The sequence below is a fragment of the Flavobacterium sp. MK4S-17 genome, assembly GCF_009848495.1.
In the GTDB taxonomy this organism is placed as follows: domain Bacteria; phylum Bacteroidota; class Bacteroidia; order Flavobacteriales; family Flavobacteriaceae; genus Flavobacterium.
Window position 1 is genome coordinate 1 of record NZ_WWEP01000024.1, and the last position, 17,648, is coordinate 17,648.

Below are 17,648 nucleotides of genomic sequence, written 5' to 3' on the forward strand. Positions count from 1 at the left end.
GCGTGTAGTGGGGGTCCTGCTGTGCCGAAGCATCTAACAAACCCGCTAACGCAAGAAATGCTGAAAGATAGAGTTTCTTCATGTGTAGTTTTTTTGGTTTAACTGAAACATCAACATAATATTGTACAATCCAGCTGGCTAAAGGTAATTATTTTTAACACATTTAATTGTTTATTGCTAAAATTTAACCCCTAAAATAAAAGAAGGCTTTTCCGAGAGGAAAAGCCTTGAGCATATTTATAGCTGTGATTATATTTTCTTTCCGGCAGCCTTCAGGTTTCTTTCAATCTGGTGCGCCGGCCGTGTCCATTTTGGTTTCTCTCCAAGAGGGATGTATTGAGAATCTTCGGCCTCAACAGTAGTGGGTTGGGATATTTTGGTAAATGGTTTTTGCGGGATTAACCCAAGCATTTCAAACATCTTCATGTCTTCATTTACATCAGGGTTAGGAGTAGTAAGCAGTTTATCGCCTGCAAAAATAGAATTAGCTCCTGCAAAAAAGCACATAGCCTGGCCTTCGCGGCTCATTTGGGTGCGTCCGGCCGAAAGCCTCACCTGGGTTTCGGGCATTACAATTCGTGTGGTAGCTACCATGCGTATCATTTCCCATATTTCAACAGGTTTTTCATCCTCCATTGGTGTGCCCTCTACAGCCACCAGTGCGTTGATAGGAACAGATTCGGGTTGCGGATTTAATGAAGCCAGTGCAACCAGCATGCCTGCCCTGTCTTCTATACTTTCACCCATCCCTATGATACCGCCGCTGCATACTGTAACGTTGGTTTTGCGTACATTTTCTATAGTTTCAAGTCGGTCTTCAAAGCCGCGTGTAGAAATAACTTCTTTATAATATTCTTCTGAAGTGTCAAGATTGTGATTATAAGCATAAAGGCCTGCCTCTGCAAGACGTTTTGCCTGGTTTTCAGTAAGCATACCTAAAGTACAGCACACTTCCATATCCAGTTTGTTTATAGTGCGCACCATTTCCAGCACCTGGTCAAATTCCGGCCCGTCTTTAACGTTTCGCCAAGCAGCTCCCATGCACACGCGTGATGAGCCACCAGCCTTTGCCCGCAATGCCTGTGCTTTTACCTGCTGCACGCTCATAAGGTCATTGCCTTGTATATCTGTATGATATCTTGCTGCCTGCGGGCAATAGCCACAGTCTTCGGGGCAACCGCCCGTTTTTATAGATAAAAGTGTTGAAACCTGTACTACGTTAGGGTCATGGAACTGCCTGTGTATTGATGCCGCTTCATAAAGAAGGTCCATCAAAGGCTTATTGTAAATTACTATAATTTCTTCCTTTGTCCAATTGTGCCTTTTTGTAACCATAAACAGAAAATTGTATTGCTCCAAAAGTAGCAATTTCCGTTTACGTACAGAAGTTTCGAAATAAAAGAATGGAATTAGTTATGCGCAGCATCATCTACCTTGTTGATTTTCTCAACTTTATCTTTCCAGTATTGCATTAATGCAAATGATACTATGGCACATGCAGCAAGCCCTTCTATAAACAAACCTATACAAAACTGGTATAATGATGGGTCGCCGCCAAAAATGTAGTTTTCAACAAAAGTATCTAAATAGGCTTCGCCACCCCTGTATTCAGCATAGGCAATAAAAGCAAATATGGTAAGTATAAGACTGGTAAAAGCGGTAAGGAATGCAGAGCTTAAATTGGTAAAGTAACCATCAATACCATCTTTATAATCCTGCTTAATAGTGCGGTTAACACCATAAATTACAAATATAAAGTTTACAAGCCTCAAATAAATATTATCTGCCAGGCCTGACACTTCCATAATAAGGAAAAAAGCAGCTATGCCAATAAAAATAATGATACCGTTAATTATTATTCTGGAAACTTTCATAGCGTTTGGTTTTTGCTTTAGGTTAATAAATGGTTTATTTAAATTTAGTATATACTGATTAAAGTACGCTTAATTATAAACCTAAATTAGCCATAAAATGGCAAAACCAAATATCAATTAATAAAACTTTAATAAAAGAAGTATGATTAAATAATTGCTTTAACTATTGTTTTACAAGGTTGCCATCAGCATCATAAAGCAATATCCACGGGCAATGAAAAAAGTAATTCCAATCCGTATTCGCAAGGTCTGTATCCGGGTCAATTAAAGTTTTCCATTCATGCCCGTTAACCGATGCTTTTGAATTGGCATATACAGCCACATCTATACCTTGAACCTTGAAATCCTTTTTGATATATTGTGCGGTTTGCCAAATCATATCAGCTTTGGATTCCATACTGTTTTTTTGCTTTGGGGTTAAAACTTTACGGATGTTATAAAGTATTGTTTCACCCGTTGCTTTATTTACAACCTTAAAAAAAGTGCTTCCGCCTCTTGAACGAAGCATCATTCTCCAACTCAGCCTGTGCCCTTCTTCTGTCCACAAAACATCACCTTTTATTAGGTGATGGCGAAGCGGTAAAAATAGCTGTACTATTATATAAGGTATAAAAAAATATTTTAAGACAACCTTACCCTCATCAGTATAGCCTGGATTAATTAGCTGTGGTTTTTTCCTGAAAAATAGTTTCCTGATTTTTTCGGGCGGGTAAAAGAATACCACAAAGGTTAATGCAAAAAAGGGGAAAATACCTATTTGCAGTGTGATGGAATTAAAAATGTGGAATATAAGCGATGCTATAAATGCTATTGTCCTTGTTTTTTTAAAGAGCAGCAATGGTATTACAAGCAAATCAAAGAAAATACCTGCGTAGGCTATAAAAAGGTAAAACCATTTTTGGGTTGCTATTTCATGAAAAGCCCCGCTTGTGCTTCTGTCCAAAAGGTTTTTTGTAAAAGTGCCGTCCAGCCAGTCAGGGTAAAATTTAGCTATGGTTGCAAAAAAATATACTATTGCCACCTGTGCTATCATTACCCATGAACACCATGCCGGCATGGATAATTTTTTTATTTCAGGATTTTGCTTTGCATCAACCGAGGCATACCTGTTTGCCGGCAGGAAAAGCATAATGATACAAACAAGCAGGAGGAGGTAATAATGGTTGTTGTAGGAGGTTTTCTGCATGAAGTATGCGCCTGCCCATAAAACTGTATATAAGCCCAGTGTTATGCGGTATTTGTATCCTATCATAACCAATAGCCCCAGGACTCCCATTACAGCAAAATAATAATACATGCCATTGCCCGGTAAAGGCTGGAGCCATTCCATACCTATATGTGAAAAGGTAAATTGCGGCCTTACAAGGTTTTCTTTAACCCATCCGGTTAATATGGCGCCAAAGGTTTCGCAGGCCAGCAGGAAGCCGAAAAAAATCCTGAATACAATAAGAGGGGCATTGTCTATTTCGCGAAACAGGTGTTTTTTCATAAGGGATATTCTTTAAAATATTCCATAGAGTGTATTTTATCTTTTTCCAGTTGTTGTTTTAGTGCATCAACTGACTCAAACTTTACCTCATCACGCAACTTGTAATGCAGGTTAACAGCCAGTTTTTTACCATATAAATCAGTGTTCGGGATAAAGAAATGAGCTTCTATTGTCTGGCTGGCTCCATTTACTGTAGGCCTGTTGCCAATATTCATCATACCGCCCACCGCAGTACCGTTTATAAGGGCTGAAATAACATAAACACCATTTGCAGGTATTAATTTATAATTTTCCTTAATGGTTAAATTTGCTGTAGGGAAGCCTATTGTCCTGCCCAGTTTTTTACCTTCGGTTACAACACCCGTAATAAAATAAGGATAGCCCAAATATTTATTGGCGGTTTTTATATTACCGGCCTCAAGGGCATTTCTTATTTTTGTAGAACTCACGGAAACTTCATTTACTTCCAGTGCCGGAATCATTTCAACTTCAAAACTGTACTCTTTACCAAAAATTACAAGGTCGTCAATAGTTGCAGTGCGGTTTCGCCCAAACCTGTGATCATATCCTATTATTATTTTATGGATATTGAGTTTCTCAACTAAAATATCCCTTACAAACTCTTCGGCTGTCAGCCTTGAAAAAGAATGGTCAAAAGGATGTATTATTAAATTATTAATACCGTATTCTTTAAGCAGCAGGGCTTTTTCGGCAATAGTATTTAAAAGTTTTATATCTGTATTTTGCTGTAAAACCATTCGCGGATGCGGGAAAAAAGTGAGCACTACACTTTCATATCCTGTTTTACGGCTGCTGTTAATCAGTTTGTCCAGTATTTTCTTGTGGCCTTTATGTACACCATCAAAAGTGCCTAATGTAATGATGGTTTTTTTATTGGAGGTAAATTCCTGTATGGAGTTAAAAATATTCAAATTATTTCCGCATAAAAATCAATAAAACAAATTTACTATTTATGTAATACAGTTTAGCTTATTTGGAAATTTTATTTAGTATATCGGGTTTTGTTAAAATTGCAGATAATCAACAGGATAATTTTACTTTTTTTAATAGGCAAAGAATTTTATTGCTAACTTGTGCCGCTAAAAAACACATACACTCAAAATGAATAAAAATTTACTATTGGCGCTAATAGCTGTTATTACATTTTCAGCTTATGCCCAAAAGCCTCTCTGGAACAGTATTACCGAAGCTGAAATAGGGAAGGCAGAAAAAACAGAAATGGCTTCCATGCCTGTAAAATACCAACTTTTCAGCCTTGATTTAGAGGCGTTGAAGCAAAGGCTTTCCGTTGCGCCTTCAAGGGATAACTACAACGGGCAATCAAATGTTATTGTTACTTTCCCTAATGCCGAAGGAAAGCTTGAAAATTTTAGGGTATATGAAGCTTCAATCATGCATCCCGAACTTGCCGCAAAGCATCCTGATATTAAATCTTATGTGGGTACGGGTGTAGAAAATCCCGGTAAAACTATAAGGTTTAGTACTACAATTTTTGGTTTACATACCATGACGTTTTCTGAAAAAGGTTCATATTATATTAACCCTTATACAAAAGACCTTAATAATTATATTGTATATGCAAAAAGCAGTTTGCGTCCTGCCAGGACTTTTGGCTGTACAATAGAAGGTGAAGAAGAATATGCACAAAGAATGGCATCTGAAATGGTACCTACGTCTACTATGGCGGGTGATGGTATTTTAAGGAAGTATCGCCTTGCTTTGGCATGTACTATTGAATATGCTGCTTTCCATGTAAATCAGGCAGGTTTACAATCAGGTACTGAAGCTCAGAAAAAAGCAGCAGTCCTTGCAGCTATGAACGTTACCATGACGAGGGTGAACGGCATTTATGAGAGGGATATGGCTATAACTATGGAACTTGTGCCTAATAACGAAAATGTGGTATTTGTAACTTCAGATAATTTTAATAATGATAATGCCGGAACATTGCTTAGCCAGTCGCAAACAGTTATAAACAATGCAATTGGTTATTTTAATTATGACATTGGCCATGTGGTAAGTACAACGAGTGCCGGTGGAGTAGCACAATTAGGATGCGTTTGTTCTGCCGATAAAGCAAGAGGTATCACAGGAAGTTCTGCCCCGGTAGGAGATACATATGATGTTGATTATGTAGCACACGAAATGGGACACCAGTTCGGAGCTACCCATACCTTTAATAATGCTAATCAAAGAACCGCCTCAACCGCTGTTGAGCCCGGAAGCGGAAGTACAATTATGGCTTATGCAGGTATAAGCCCGCCAAATGTCCAAAGTAATTCAGATGATTATTTTCATGCCGCCAGCCTTGCACAAATGTTTAATTTTGTATTAACAAGCGGCAATTGTGCTGTAACACAGAGTAATGGTAATGCAGCACCTGTTATTCCTGCATTAAATTCTTACACTATTCCCAAGAGTACTGCTTTTATATTAAAAAGCCCTCTTGTTACAGATGCAAATAATGATGCCCTTACATATTGCTGGGAACAAACAAATGCCAACGGTGCATCATCTACACAGGATAATACTCCATTTGCAACCAGCACATCAGGCCCTAATTTCAGGTCATTGCCACCGGTTACATCACCTGACAGGTACATGCCTTCCCTTGAAAATGTTTTACAGGGCAACTTAACTCCTACATGGGAAGTTGTACCATCTGTAGGCAGGACTCTTAATTTTGCATTAACTGTTAGGGATAATTATGTGCCTAACGGCGGTCAAACGGCCAGAAAAGATATGACGGTTACCGTTAGTGGATCAGCAGGGCCGTTTAGAGTGACTTCGCAAAATGTAGAAGGTATTTCCTGGCAGCAGGGAAGTACCCAAACTGTAACGTGGGATGTTGCCGGTACTACAGCTAATAATATTAATACTACCAATGTAAATATATTATTATCTACTGATGGCGGGCAGAATTTTGATACGGTATTGGTTTCCAACACTCCTAATGACGGATCTGAAACCATCAATGTACCCAATGTTGCTGCACCTTTTTGCAGGTTAAAAGTTGAACCTGTTAATAATATCTATTATGCGGTAAATAGCACTCCATTTGCTGTTGGTTATACAGTAACTACAACATGTAATACCTACACTAATAACACTCCCTTAGCTATACCCAATGGCGTTGATTCTTTTAGTTCATCTTTAATTACCGTTCCAGCGGGTCAAAATGCTACGACTTCAAGTGTAAATGTTAGTGTTAATATCAGCCATACTGATATAAGTGATCTTTTTTTAGCAGTTTTGGGGCCTAACGATTCTCAAGTAACATTATGGAACACACAATGTTATGTGCAAAATATTTTATATAGTGGACTAAATGTTAAGTTCAGTGATGCAGGGTCAGCAGTTAGTTGTAGTTCACCTACTACTGGAATAATAACGCCTTGGGAAAGTTTATCTGCTTTTAATAATATTAATGCGGCAGGCAACTGGTTATTAGGATTAATAGATCCATATCCAGGACCTAGCTCCGGAACTTTAAACTCTTGGTCTGTTGAAATATGTTCTCAGCAAATTACTGCAGGAACAAACGAGTACGGACTGGATAACTTTACTTTATATCCAAACCCAAACAACGGTAGCTTTACTGTTGGTTTTGATTCAACTACCAGTAATGATATAAAAATAGCTGTTCACGATATGAGGGGCAGGGAGGTATATAACCAGTCGTACACCAATACAGGAATTTTCTCGGGAAATATTAACCTTGGTGCAGTGCAATCAGGTGTTTACCTTGTAACCGTTCAGGACGGCAGTAAAAAAGTGGTTAAGAAAATAGTGATAAACTAACAGGATAAATACTGAATAAAAAATGGGCGCCTTAGCGCCCATTTTTTATTTTAATGACATTATAATGTTTTTTGTTAGCTGCCCTTCAACAAGCTCTGGTACAGAAATAGTAAACTGCTTTTTCCTGTAATGTAATGAACCGGAATTAACTTTATAATACCCTGCTTTGCCTTTGCAAAAACATTTAACGCCAAACAGCATTTTTGTTTTCTGAATATCTTTCCCTGTCAGGTTTAATTTAGATGTAGTTTTGTCAACTTCAAATACAACTTCCTCATCGTAAAAATCATCCTGGTATTCAGGATTGCTGTGTTTTGAATAGGTATATTTTATAACTGATTTTTCTTTTGCATCTTGCAAGGCATAATATAATTTACCTGTGCCATCTGTTTTTACATCCAATGCTTTGCCATGCATTATTTCAATAGTGCAAGCGCCGTTTTTTGGACAATTTTCAGGATTTAGTTGCTGTATATCAGATATCATTTTATGTCCGCTGCATCCGGTTAAAATTAAAACCGAGAATAATAAAAACTTTTTCATAATGACCTATTTACCGTTAAAGCTGCTCATGGTATTCGCAATTCCTGATAATACAAATGATTTTATGGCTTCAGCCGAAACATCAAGCCTTTCAGGAAGTGTTGCTTTTTCCTCCTCATCCCACTCGCCCAATACATAATTTACCTGCTGTCCTTTTTTAAATGCATCACTTATGCCGAAACGAAAGCGCGGATAATCAGAGGTGTTTAGTAGCTGTTGTATGCTTTTTAAGCCATTATGGCCGCCATCGCTGCCTTTGCCTTTAATGCGTATTGTCCCAAAGGAAAGATTGAGGTCATCTGTTACAACTAATAGATTTTCAATCGGGATTTTTTCCTGTTCCAGCCAGTATTTTACCGCTTTTCCACTAAGGTTCATATAAGTATTCGGCTTTAATAAAAATACGGTTCTTCCTTTTATTTTAAGTTCTGCAACAGTGCCAAGTTTTGCAGTCTTAAAATCTGCATTTTCCTGCCCTGCCAGCCTGTCCAGTATTTTAAAGCCAATATTGTGCCGTGTATTTACATATTCTGCACCAATATTCCCAAGGCCTGCAATAAGATATTTTTTCATTGAATCTTCGGGTTGTTTAATTCTTTTGGCGAATAACGATTTAAACCAGTTCATATAGCAAATATAAGCCTTTATTACATTAGCTTAAAGGCATAAAAAAAGCGTCCCTTTTGGGACGCTTTGTATTATATGAAAGATAATTACTTTTTCTTTCCTTTTGCAGCACCGCCTTTTGCAGCTTTTGCAGCTTCCTGTGCAGCTTTCATAGCAGCACGTGAAATACGTACCTGTGCCACTACAGTGTTGTCCGGATGAAGCAATTTGTAGTTTTCCTGAGCAAGCTCTGTAACATAAAGTTTGTTACCCATCTCAAGGTTGGTAATGTTAGCCTCAACAAAGTCAGGCAGGTCTTTAGGTAAAGCTTTTACCTTAAGTTTACGCTGGTTTAAGCGAAGCACACCACCGGCCATAACACCTTTAGAGTTACCTGTAACTTTTACAGGAACTTCCATAGTGATTTCTTTATCCTCATGAAGCTGGTAAAAGTCAATGTGTAAAATTTTGTCGCTTACAGGGTGAAACTGTATATCCTGAAGGATAGCATTAAATTGTTTGCCGCCTTCAAGGTCAATTACCACAGTGTGCACGTTAGGAGTGTATACAAGATTTTTAAAATCCTTGTCTTCTGCAGTAAAGTGTACTGGTTGTTCTCCTCCGTATAACACGCAAGGAACCATTCCAGCATTACGTGCCGCACGCGTTGCCGCTTTGCCCACGCTTTCTCTTTCAGATCCTTTGATCGTAATTGATTTCATTGAAATAAAATATAATTAATAAATAAAAATTTACATTAAAAATTTACCGCTTATAGAGTTGTTGTTCTGCACTTTGTGCATCACATCGGCAAAAAGGTCGGCGCAGGTTACCACGCGTATTTTACTGCTCTGCTTTTTAAGCGGTATGCTGTCAGTAACAATTAATTCTGCCAGCTCCGAGTTTTCAATCTTTTCATATGCATCACCCGAAAGTATTGCATGTGTACATATAGCCCTTACGCTTAGTGCACCTCTCTCCATCATCATATCGGCAGCTTTTGTTAGTGTCCCACCGGTATCAACCATATCGTCAACCAGTATAACATTGCGGCCTTTAACTTCGCCTATAAGCTCCATGGCTTCAACTACATTGGCGGCCTTCCTGTGCTTGTAGCATATTACCACATCGCTTTGAAGGAATTTTGAATAAGCATAAGCCCTTTTAGAGCCTCCCATATCCGGAGAAGCTATAGTAAGGTTTTCAAGGTTCATTTCCTTAACATGCGGAAGAAAGATGGTTGACGCAAAAAGATGGTCAACCGGCTTCTCAAAAAAGCCCTGTATCTGGTCTGCATGAAGATCCATTGTCATAATCCTTGTGGCTCCTGCGGTTTCCAGCAGCTTAGCTACAAGTTTAGCTCCTATAGGAACCCTTGGTTTATCTTTCCTGTCCTGTCTTGCCCATCCAAAGTAAGGTATAACAGCCGTTATATGCCTTGCAGAAGCCCTTTTTGCTGCATCTATCATTAGTAGCAGTTCCATTAGGTTGTCCGAGCTTGGAAAGGTTGAGCAGATGAGAAAAACCCTTAATCCCCTTATCGATTCTTCGAAAGAAGGCTGAAACTCACCATCACTATATTTAGAGAACGTAACTTTCCCCAGCGGAACGCCATAGCTTTCGGCTATTTTTTCTGCCAGGTACACACTTTGAGAACATGCAAAAATTTTTGCTTCCGGCTCTTGGTACGACATTTCAATTCGTTGTTTTGTAGTTAGTTAGTGTTGTGTCGTGTAAACGAGGTGCAAATTTAGGAATTTAATTTAACCCTGAAAGCAAATTATTCGGTATTTTTCCTCAAATTAAATAAATATTTTTAAATTTGCCCTCACAATAAAAAAGCCTGGATGGCGGAATTGGTAGACGCGCACGACTCAAACTCGTGTACTACGGTGTGTGGGTTCGATTCCCACTCCAGGTACTTACAAAAAGGAGGAACATTTGTTCCTCCTTTTTTATTTAACTTATAACGGGATATTACCATGCTTGCGCTTTGGTGTATCAACTTTTTTATGCTCCAAAATACTAAAAGCCTTAATTAGTTTCCTGCGGGTATCCTTCGGTTCAATAACTTCATCTATAAACCCGCGTTCGGCAGCCCGGTATGGGTTGGCAAACTTTTCGGCATACTCGGTTTCTTTTTCAAGGAGCTTGGCTGCCGGGTCTTCCGCCTCCGAAATTTCACGTTTAAATATAATTTCACTTGCCCCTTTGGCTCCCATTACGGCAATCTCTGCTGTAGGCCAGGCAAAGTTCAGGTCGGCGCCAATATGTTTGGAATTCATTACATCATAAGCACCGCCATAGGCCTTGCGTGTAATAACAGTAACACGCGGTACGGTAGCCTCGCTAAGTGCATAAAGTAATTTGGCTCCGTGCACAATAATACCGTTCCATTCCTGGTTGGTGCCCGGCAGGAACCCGGGTACATCTACCAGCACTAAAAGCGGGATATTAAAACAATCGCAAAAACGGGTAAAGCGTGCAGCCTTAACAGAACTGTTTACGTCAAGCACACCTGCAAGGTGCTGGGGCTGGTTGGCAACTATGCCAATACTCCTGCCACCGATGCGGGCAAAGCCTACAATAATGTTTTCGGCATAGTTTTTATGTACTTCGTAAAAAGAATCCTTATCTATAATACCGGAGATAACCCTGTGCATGTCATAAGGTTTATTGGCACTATCGGGAATTATATCCTGTAATTCCTCACGTATCTCATCTTCAAGCTTTATAGGAACATACGGCGTAGTTTCCCTGTTGTTTTGAGGCAGGTAGCTCAGCAGTTTTTTAATATCCTCAAGGCATTCCACATCATTGGTAGAAGTTATATGTGCTACGCCTGATTTTGTAGAATGTGTGCCTGCTCCTCCCAGTTCTTCGCTGGTAACAGTTTCGTTGGTTACCGTTTTAACCACATTAGGACCTGTAACAAACATATAGCTGGTGTTTTCTACCATCATGGTAAAATCAGTCATGGCAGGTGAATAAACTGCTCCGCCGGCACAAGGCCCCATTATGGCTGATATTTGCGGTATAACGCCGCTGCTTTGCACATTGCGGTAAAATATATCGGCATAACCACCAAGAGAGCGTACACCTTCCTGTATCCTTGCCCCTCCTGAATCATTAAGCCCAATCATGGGGGCACCGGTTTTAAGCGCCATATCCATAACCTTGCATATCTTTTCTGCATGGGTTTCAGATAGTGCACCGCCAAAAACTGTAAAGTCCTGTGCAAAAATATATACCAGCCTGCCGTTTATGGTTCCGTGGCCTGTTATAACGCCGTCGCCAAGGTACTTTTCATTTTCCATTCCAAAATCGGTGGTACGGTGGGTAACCAGCATACCTATTTCTTCAAAGGAACCTTCATCCATAAGGTATTCTACACGTTCGCGGGCGGTAAGCTTTTTCTTTTCGTGCTGTTTTTCAATACGTTTCTCACCACCACCCAAACGGGCTTTTGCAATCTTATCGTTTAATATTGTTATCTTATCTTTCATGGCTATTGTATTGGCAGTCGTAAAATCTTTTGGTCTTCAAGGTACTGTTTCAGGGCTATATAAGCAGCAATTTCAGCTTCAGTATCGGTTTCCAATTGCAGTTTTTCGCTGTCATAATATTTCTTTACAAAATGCGTATCGAAATCGCCCGAACGGAAAGCCTCATGCCTGCACACAAACTTACCAAAAGGCAGGGTAGTACTCACACCCTCAACATGATAATCATTAATGGCTTCAATCATAAGCTCAATAGCTTCCTCCCTCGTTTTGCCGTAGGTAATCAGCTTGGCAAGCATGGGGTCATAATAAATGGGCACGTCCATGCCCTGTTCAAAACCATTATCTACACGTATGCCTTTACCCTGTGGCAGTTTATACACATCCAGATGCCCTACACTTGGTGCAAAATCATTCAGTGGGTCTTCGGCATACACACGAAGTTCTACAGCATGACCTTTTATTTCAAGCTCTTCCTGTTGTATATCCATTGCTTCGCCACGTGCTATTTTTATCTGCATTTCTACCAGGTCAAGCCCAGTAATCATTTCGGTAACCGGATGCTCCACCTGCAGGCGGGTATTCATTTCCAGGAAATAAAAGTTTTTGTTTTCATCCAGCAGGAACTCCACCGTGCCGGCCCCAAGATAATCGCATGCTTTTGCCACCTTAACGGCAGCCTCGCCCATTTGTTTCCTTATTTCTGGTGTTAAAACAGATGAAGGAGCTTCTTCCACCACTTTTTGGTGGCGGCGCTGAATGCTGCACTCCCTTTCAAAAAGGTACAGTATGTTTCCGTGGCTGTCGGTCATTACCTGTATTTCTATATGGCGGGGTGAAGCCACATATTTTTCTATAAAAACGGAACCATCACCAAAGGCAGAAGTAGCTTCGCTTATAGCACGTTCCATCTGCGATTCAAAATCGGCTTCCTTCTCTACTATCCGCATACCTTTTCCACCACCTCCGGCTGATGCTTTTATAAGCACGGGAAAGCCTATTTCTTTTGCTACTTTTTTTGCGTTTTCCACATCGGTAATGGCCTCATCAAGCCCGGGAACCATAGGTATGTTATACGCTTTAACGGCATCTTTTGCGCCGAGCTTGCTACCCATAATGCGTATGGCATGGGGCTTAGGCCCAATAAAAGTAATCCCGCTTTTTTCAACCGCCTCGGCAAAATTGGCATTTTCACTTAAAAAGCCATAACCGGGGTGTATGCCATCTACACCCAATGCTTTGGCTACTTCTATTATTTTATCGCCTAACAGGTAGGACTGGCTGGAGGGAGCCTCGCCAATATAAACAGCCTCATCGGCAAATTTTACGTGCGGTGCATTTCTGTCGGCTGCCGAGAATACCGCTACGGTTTTAATACCCATTTTTTTAGCGGTCTGCATTACTCTTATGGCAATTTCGCCCCTGTTGGCTACTAGTATTTTTTTCATACTTTACTGCTATTCAAATTCAATTAATAACCTGCCTTTATCTACGGCATCTCCTTTTTTAACGGCGATAGATTTAATTATGCCTGCCCGTGGGGAATTAAAGGTGTTTTCCATTTTCATGGCTTCCAGTACCAAAAGCGGGGTGTTTTCCTCTACTTCCTGCCCAACGGTTACATTAATTTCCAGTATAAGGCCGGGTATGGGTGCTTTTATTTCATTTACCTGTTTGGCATTGCCCACTTCAAATCCCATTTGTTTAATGAGCAGATCCAGTTCGTTGGCAATGTTTACAGTATAACTGTTGTTATTAACCGAAACCGTATATTGTTTTGCAAGGAAATCGGCAGAAGTAACTTTTGCCGTAAAAGGGGTGTTGTTTTTTAATATGTGATAGTGCTGCGGTGCAGTATTTATGGCATCAAGCCCGGAAAGGCTTTCTTCAGAAACATCAAAAACACTGCTGCCGTTTACCGTTAGTTTATAGGCATTACTCATATGTAAAATTTGTTTGAGGTGTAAATATACTTAAAAGAAAACGTTTTCGGGTATCACAGTTTTTTCCTTTTTTTAAGCAGTACCACAGTAAGGGCCAATATTCCCCAGAAAACGAGTTGCCAGTTTACCATGTTCCATCCACCAATCTGCCAGCATTTAATTCCTGCGAATGTGCCAAGCGCACCACCTATAAAATAACTTGTCATATAGGCTGTGTTTATACGGCTGTGGGCTGTTTCATCCAGTGTATATATAGTGGCAACATTGGTTACCTGAGTAGCCTGTACGCCTACATCTATAAGCAATACTGCTATTGTAACTGCCACAACAGAGAAGGGATAAATCATTACGGCTATTATACCTGCTATTACTATGGTAACAGAAAACAGCAGCGACCTTTGCGTATTTCCTTTATCTGCAAGTTTTCCAAACAGCGGAGCCAGTAATGCACCTCCTATTGCCAGGATGCCGAATAAACCGATAATATCAGTTTCGTAATTAAACGGGCTGCCACTTAAGTGAAATGTAAGTGTTGTCCAGAAAGAACAGAAAATACCAAATACCAGTCCGCCAAGCAGTGCTGTTTTACGCAATAACGGAAAACGCTTTAGCTGGTATAATGTAGATGAAAGGAGGTTTGCATAATTACCGCTAAAGGCAGCCTTAATATCGGGTAACGAAAAATATATTACTATAGTGCTTAATAATACCATGCCGGCAGCTATGCCATATACATAACGCCAATTAAACAAGCCTGCTATAACACCGCTAAACACCCTTGCAGCCAAAATACCTACTAATATCCCTGTAAATATTATGCCTACGGTGCGCCCACGATTTATTTTATCCATACTGGCAGCCATTGGCAGTATTACCTGTGCTGCAACGCTCATTAAGCCTGTTAAGAGGCTAAAAATGCATAGCCAGAAAAAATTTTCTACAAAGGTTGTACCTATAAGCACACCTGCCAGGAGCAACATTAAAATGATGATTAGTTTTTTCCTGTTCAGTTTGTCGCCCAACGGTGTTAAAAAAAATAAGCCTAATCCATACCCTGCCTGTGCAAGTACCGAAACTATCCCGGCATCACTTTCGGTTACATCAAAATTGTGCGATATATCCTTTAATATAGGTTGATTATAATATATATTGGCTACACATATACCAGCAGCTACAGACATTACTGCTATTTGTGTTTTAGTTATCTGTTTTACTTCCATGCTTGCAGTTGGGCTATGCTACTTTTTTTATGACATAAGTAACTATTGCCCATATTATAAACTGATTGTTTTCAGTTACTTCAATAGGCTTGTAGTCGGTATTTTCGGGCATAAGGTAAAGGCTGCCGTTTTCCATCTTGAGCCGTTTTACGGTAAATTCGCCATCTATAAGGCAAATGGCAATTTTGCCGCTGGCAGGCTCAAGGCTGCGGTCGGCTACCATAATATCGCCGTCATCTATACCCGCATCCTGCATAGAATGTCCTTCGGCCTTTACATAAAATGTTGTTATGGGGTTTTTGGCAACATATTTATTCAGGTCTATTTTATACTCCATAAAATCAAGCGCGGGCGATGGAAACCCTGCTTTTACTCCCGATGTTATAAAAGGCAGCTGTATATCGCTTTCCTGCCCGGCAGGATAAAAAGTAAGTTTCGGCTTATTTTTTTTCATCTGCATTTAGCAATCAGTATTTCTTTTATATCAGTAGTGTAGCGTGGTGACAGCAGTTCCTGTTTCATATCCCATGTCTTTTCTGCCTGTGTAGCCAGGCGCACTATGCGGCTGCCCATTTTCAGGTTGGTACTGTCTATAGCTTTCATTAAAGCCTTGTGCTTCGGGTTTTCGTCCTGAAACATATTGAGTTGTTTTGCATTTTCGGGTATCAACTCGCTTACTATTACCCCGGCTTTCTTAAATTTTTTAGTATCGGTGTTTTCCAGTAACTGTTTTAGCAGGGAAATGGCGGTTTTGCTTATAGTTAGTGCAGAATTGGTGGCAAAGGGCAGCGTAGCGGCAAGGCTGTAATGGTACTTCGGGTTGTCAATGCTGTGCTTATCTGCCACCAGCATCACTATAACCGTATAGCATAAGGATTGCTGTTTACGCAGCTTTTCGGCGGTAACGGTTGCAAATGTAGAAACGCGTTCACGCAGCAGGTCAAAGTCTGTAAGCTGTTTTGGGAAACTCCGGGTTGTGGCAATGCTTTTTTTGTGTTCGGGCACCTGCCCGTCGCCAATGGCAGGAGTTCCTTCCAACTCATATTTTATACGCAGCCCTATAACGCCCATTTCCTTTTTTATCCAATTTTCAAGATGAGGTTCGGTAAAGTCGTATGCAGTAAGTACATTTTTAGCCTTTAGCTTGCGTGCGGTTCTGTAGCCTATGCCCCACACATCTTCTATTTTAAGCCACTTTAAGGCTTTTATGCGTTTCTCCTCACTATCCATTACATATACGCCGCCTGTCCTGTCCTGGTATTTTTTAGCTATCCTATTGGCTGCCTTTGCAAGCGTTTTAGTTGGTGCTATACCCACACATATTGGCAGGCTCAGCCAGTTCCATGTCTGGTTCCTAATTTGCACGCCGTATTGGTAAAAATCGGCTATGGTAATTCCGTTAAAGTCAAGGAAAGCCTCATCAATACTGTATATTTCTACATTAGGGGTAAAAAGTTTAATGGTTTCCATAACCCGATGGCTAAGGTCGCCATAAAGGGAGTAATTAGATGAAAAAACCTTTACATTATGCTTTTTCAGTTCATCCCGTATTTTAAATTCGGGTGCAGCCATGGGTATCCCCAGTGCTTTTGCCTCTTCACTGCGCGAAATTATACACCCGTCGTTGTTAGATAAAACCACAACAGGCTTACCCCGCCATTCCGGCTGGAAAACCCTTTCGCAGGAAGCATAAAAATTATTGCAGTCAATTAAGGCAAACATACCTGCAAAGGTAGCGAATTGTGCCTTTGCACGCCTGTTAAATATAGAAGTTGCACAACTATTAAACTTATATTAATTAGCTATGTTAACCCTGATTATAAGCTTAAAGAGCCGTAAATTTATAGTAGTAATTCAAAAATTTTATATTATGACTTTATTAAAAGATAAAGTAGCAGTGGTTACCGGTGCCGGGTCGGGTATTGGTAGGGCCATTGCCGAGGCGTATGCACAGGAAGGTGCAAAAGTTGTGATTTCGGATATTAACGAAGCGCATGGTGAAGAAACAGTTAAAGCTATAAAAGATGCCGGTGGCGATGCTTTTTTTGTAAATGCAGACTCATCTAAGGCGGAAGATAATAAAAGGCTTGTTGAAGCAACGGTTGAAAAGTATGGCAGGATTGACATTGCCTGCAATAATGCAGGTATAGGCGGCCCCGCTGCACCAACAGGTGAATATGATATTGACGGATGGGATAAGGTTATCGGTATTAACCTTAGCGGTGTTTTTTACGGATGCCGTTACCAACTGGAGCAAATGGAAAAAAACGGCGGTGGCAGCATAGTAAATATTGCCTCTATTCATGGTACTGTAGCTGCACCCAATAGCTGTGCCTATACGGCTGCTAAACATGGTGTGGTTGGGCTGACCAAAAATATTGCAGCCGAGTACGGCCAGAAAAATATTCGTTGCAACGCTGTTGGGCCCGGCTACATACACACCCCGCTGCTGGATAATAACCTTGATGAGGAGTCTATGAAAGCGGTAGCAGCAAAAGCTTCTATGAACAGGCTTGGTACCCCGGAGGAAGTGGCTGACCTTGTGGTATTTTTAAGTTCGGATAAATCATCGTTTACCACCGGCAGTTATTTTATTGCAGACGGAGGTTATACTGCTGTTTAAATGATAATAACCACAAATAAAAAAA

16 protein-coding genes and 1 tRNA gene are annotated in these 17,648 nt (G+C 40.3%); 3 read left to right on the plus strand and 14 right to left on the minus strand.

The annotated features are described in order from the left end of the window. Window positions 1-249: 249 nt before the first annotated feature. From bioB to GSF09_RS09240, 4 genes are all read right to left on the minus strand, one after another. Window positions 250-1,335 carry a biotin synthase BioB gene (bioB, locus tag GSF09_RS09225; RefSeq protein ID WP_159800660.1) on the minus strand — a complete coding sequence of 362 codons (1,086 nt, stop codon included), beginning with the start codon at window positions 1,333-1,335 and terminating at the stop codon, window positions 250-252. A gap of 74 nt (window positions 1,336-1,409) precedes the next feature. Continuing rightward, entirely contained in the window at window positions 1,410-1,874 is a 465-nt protein-coding gene (locus tag GSF09_RS09230; protein WP_159800661.1) for a hypothetical protein, read from the minus strand. 163 nt (window positions 1,875-2,037) lie between these two features. Beyond that, window positions 2,038-3,363 carry an HTTM domain-containing protein gene (locus GSF09_RS09235; RefSeq protein ID WP_159800662.1) on the minus strand — a complete coding sequence of 442 codons (1,326 nt, stop codon included), beginning with the start codon at window positions 3,361-3,363 and terminating at the stop codon, window positions 2,038-2,040. Beyond that, complete coding sequence (locus GSF09_RS09240; RefSeq protein ID WP_159800663.1) at window positions 3,360-4,295, minus strand: bifunctional riboflavin kinase/FAD synthetase; 936 nt, start codon at window positions 4,293-4,295, stop codon at window positions 3,360-3,362. Before GSF09_RS09240 ends, GSF09_RS09235 begins: the two co-directional genes overlap by 4 nt. 190 nt (window positions 4,296-4,485) lie before the next feature. Here GSF09_RS09240 and GSF09_RS09245 point away from each other — a divergent pair, with 190 nt between their 5' ends. Then, the gene (locus GSF09_RS09245; RefSeq protein WP_159800664.1) at window positions 4,486-7,185 is read left to right on the plus strand and encodes a reprolysin-like metallopeptidase; all 2,700 of its coding nucleotides are present in this window, start codon (window positions 4,486-4,488) and stop codon (window positions 7,183-7,185) included. Between the two features lie 45 nt (window positions 7,186-7,230). Here the strand turns inward: GSF09_RS09245 and GSF09_RS09250 are convergent, their stop codons facing one another. The 4 genes from GSF09_RS09250 to GSF09_RS09265 form a co-directional block, all read right to left on the minus strand. Next, window positions 7,231-7,728 carry a hypothetical protein gene (locus tag GSF09_RS09250; protein ID WP_159800665.1) on the minus strand — a complete coding sequence of 166 codons (498 nt, stop codon included), beginning with the start codon at window positions 7,726-7,728 and terminating at the stop codon, window positions 7,231-7,233. Between the two features lie 6 nt (window positions 7,729-7,734). Then, entirely contained in the window at window positions 7,735-8,355 is a 621-nt protein-coding gene (gene pth / locus GSF09_RS09255; protein WP_201309345.1) for an aminoacyl-tRNA hydrolase, read from the minus strand. Between the two features lie 86 nt (window positions 8,356-8,441). After that, window positions 8,442-9,056, minus strand: a complete 615-nt coding sequence (locus tag GSF09_RS09260; protein ID WP_159800667.1) for a 50S ribosomal protein L25/general stress protein Ctc — start codon at window positions 9,054-9,056, stop codon at window positions 8,442-8,444. Window positions 9,057-9,086: 30 nt separating this feature from the next. Next, on the minus strand, window positions 9,087-10,028 hold the full coding sequence (locus GSF09_RS09265; RefSeq protein WP_159800668.1) for a ribose-phosphate pyrophosphokinase: 942 nt from the start codon (window positions 10,026-10,028) through the stop codon (window positions 9,087-9,089). Window positions 10,029-10,175: 147 nt separating this feature from the next. On the opposite strand from GSF09_RS09265, the gene GSF09_RS09270 reads away from it, so the two are divergent. After that, a tRNA-Leu gene (locus GSF09_RS09270) sits at window positions 10,176-10,255 on the plus strand. Window positions 10,256-10,298: 43 nt separating this feature from the next. On the opposite strand, the gene GSF09_RS09275 is transcribed toward GSF09_RS09270, so the two are convergent. Genes GSF09_RS09275 through GSF09_RS09300 form a run of 6 tightly spaced genes read right to left on the minus strand, consistent with a single transcriptional unit; the run spans window position 10,299 to window position 16,722 of the window. Beyond that, window positions 10,299-11,840 (minus strand): acyl-CoA carboxylase subunit beta, encoded by a 1,542-nt coding sequence (locus tag GSF09_RS09275; RefSeq protein WP_159800669.1) that lies wholly within the window; start codon window positions 11,838-11,840, stop codon window positions 10,299-10,301. Window positions 11,841-11,842: 2 nt separating this feature from the next. Next, window positions 11,843-13,285, minus strand: a complete 1,443-nt coding sequence (gene accC, locus GSF09_RS09280) for an acetyl-CoA carboxylase biotin carboxylase subunit (RefSeq protein WP_159800670.1) — start codon at window positions 13,283-13,285, stop codon at window positions 11,843-11,845. 9 nt (window positions 13,286-13,294) lie between these two features. Beyond that, window positions 13,295-13,780, minus strand: a complete 486-nt coding sequence (locus tag GSF09_RS09285; RefSeq protein ID WP_159800671.1) for an acetyl-CoA carboxylase biotin carboxyl carrier protein subunit — start codon at window positions 13,778-13,780, stop codon at window positions 13,295-13,297. Between the two features lie 53 nt (window positions 13,781-13,833). Next, complete coding sequence (locus GSF09_RS09290) at window positions 13,834-15,000, minus strand: MFS transporter (RefSeq protein ID WP_159800672.1); 1,167 nt, start codon at window positions 14,998-15,000, stop codon at window positions 13,834-13,836. A gap of 13 nt (window positions 15,001-15,013) precedes the next feature. After that, window positions 15,014-15,454, minus strand: a complete 441-nt coding sequence (locus tag GSF09_RS09295) for a LexA family protein (RefSeq protein WP_370515989.1) — start codon at window positions 15,452-15,454, stop codon at window positions 15,014-15,016. Continuing rightward, a complete protein-coding gene (locus GSF09_RS09300) occupies window positions 15,451-16,722 on the minus strand; it encodes a Y-family DNA polymerase (protein ID WP_159800674.1) in 1,272 nt (423 codons plus the stop codon). Before GSF09_RS09300 ends, GSF09_RS09295 begins: the two co-directional genes overlap by 4 nt. A 148-nt stretch (window positions 16,723-16,870) precedes the next feature. Here GSF09_RS09300 and GSF09_RS09305 point away from each other — a divergent pair, with 148 nt between their 5' ends. Next, window positions 16,871-17,623 carry an SDR family NAD(P)-dependent oxidoreductase gene (locus tag GSF09_RS09305; protein WP_159800675.1) on the plus strand — a complete coding sequence of 251 codons (753 nt, stop codon included), beginning with the start codon at window positions 16,871-16,873 and terminating at the stop codon, window positions 17,621-17,623. The last annotated feature ends 25 nt before the right edge of the window (window positions 17,624-17,648 follow it).

Coding starts and splice junctions, on each gene's coding strand:
- GSF09_RS09290 (WP_159800672.1), bottom strand. CDS start 15,000: ATGGAAGTAAAACAGATAACTAAAACACAAATAGCAGTAATGTCTGTA.
- GSF09_RS09260 (WP_159800667.1), bottom strand. CDS start 9,056: ATGAAATCAATTACGATCAAAGGATCTGAAAGAGAAAGCGTGGGCAAA.
- GSF09_RS09245 (WP_159800664.1), top strand. CDS start 4,486: ATGAATAAAAATTTACTATTGGCGCTAATAGCTGTTATTACATTTTCA.
- bioB (WP_159800660.1), bottom strand. CDS start 1,335: ATGGTTACAAAAAGGCACAATTGGACAAAGGAAGAAATTATAGTAATT.
- GSF09_RS09295 (WP_370515989.1), bottom strand. CDS start 15,454: ATGAAAAAAAATAAGCCGAAACTTACTTTTTATCCTGCCGGGCAGGAA.
- GSF09_RS09235 (WP_159800662.1), bottom strand. CDS start 3,363: ATGAAAAAACACCTGTTTCGCGAAATAGACAATGCCCCTCTTATTGTA.
- pth (WP_201309345.1), bottom strand. CDS start 8,355: ATGAACTGGTTTAAATCGTTATTCGCCAAAAGAATTAAACAACCCGAA.
- GSF09_RS09305 (WP_159800675.1), top strand. CDS start 16,871: ATGACTTTATTAAAAGATAAAGTAGCAGTGGTTACCGGTGCCGGGTCG.
- GSF09_RS09285 (WP_159800671.1), bottom strand. CDS start 13,780: ATGAGTAATGCCTATAAACTAACGGTAAACGGCAGCAGTGTTTTTGAT.
- GSF09_RS09265 (WP_159800668.1), bottom strand. CDS start 10,028: ATGTCGTACCAAGAGCCGGAAGCAAAAATTTTTGCATGTTCTCAAAGT.
- accC (WP_159800670.1), bottom strand. CDS start 13,285: ATGAAAAAAATACTAGTAGCCAACAGGGGCGAAATTGCCATAAGAGTA.
- GSF09_RS09275 (WP_159800669.1), bottom strand. CDS start 11,840: ATGAAAGATAAGATAACAATATTAAACGATAAGATTGCAAAAGCCCGT.
- GSF09_RS09300 (WP_159800674.1), bottom strand. CDS start 16,722: ATGTTTGCCTTAATTGACTGCAATAATTTTTATGCTTCCTGCGAAAGG.
- GSF09_RS09230 (WP_159800661.1), bottom strand. CDS start 1,874: ATGAAAGTTTCCAGAATAATAATTAACGGTATCATTATTTTTATTGGC.
- GSF09_RS09250 (WP_159800665.1), bottom strand. CDS start 7,728: ATGAAAAAGTTTTTATTATTCTCGGTTTTAATTTTAACCGGATGCAGC.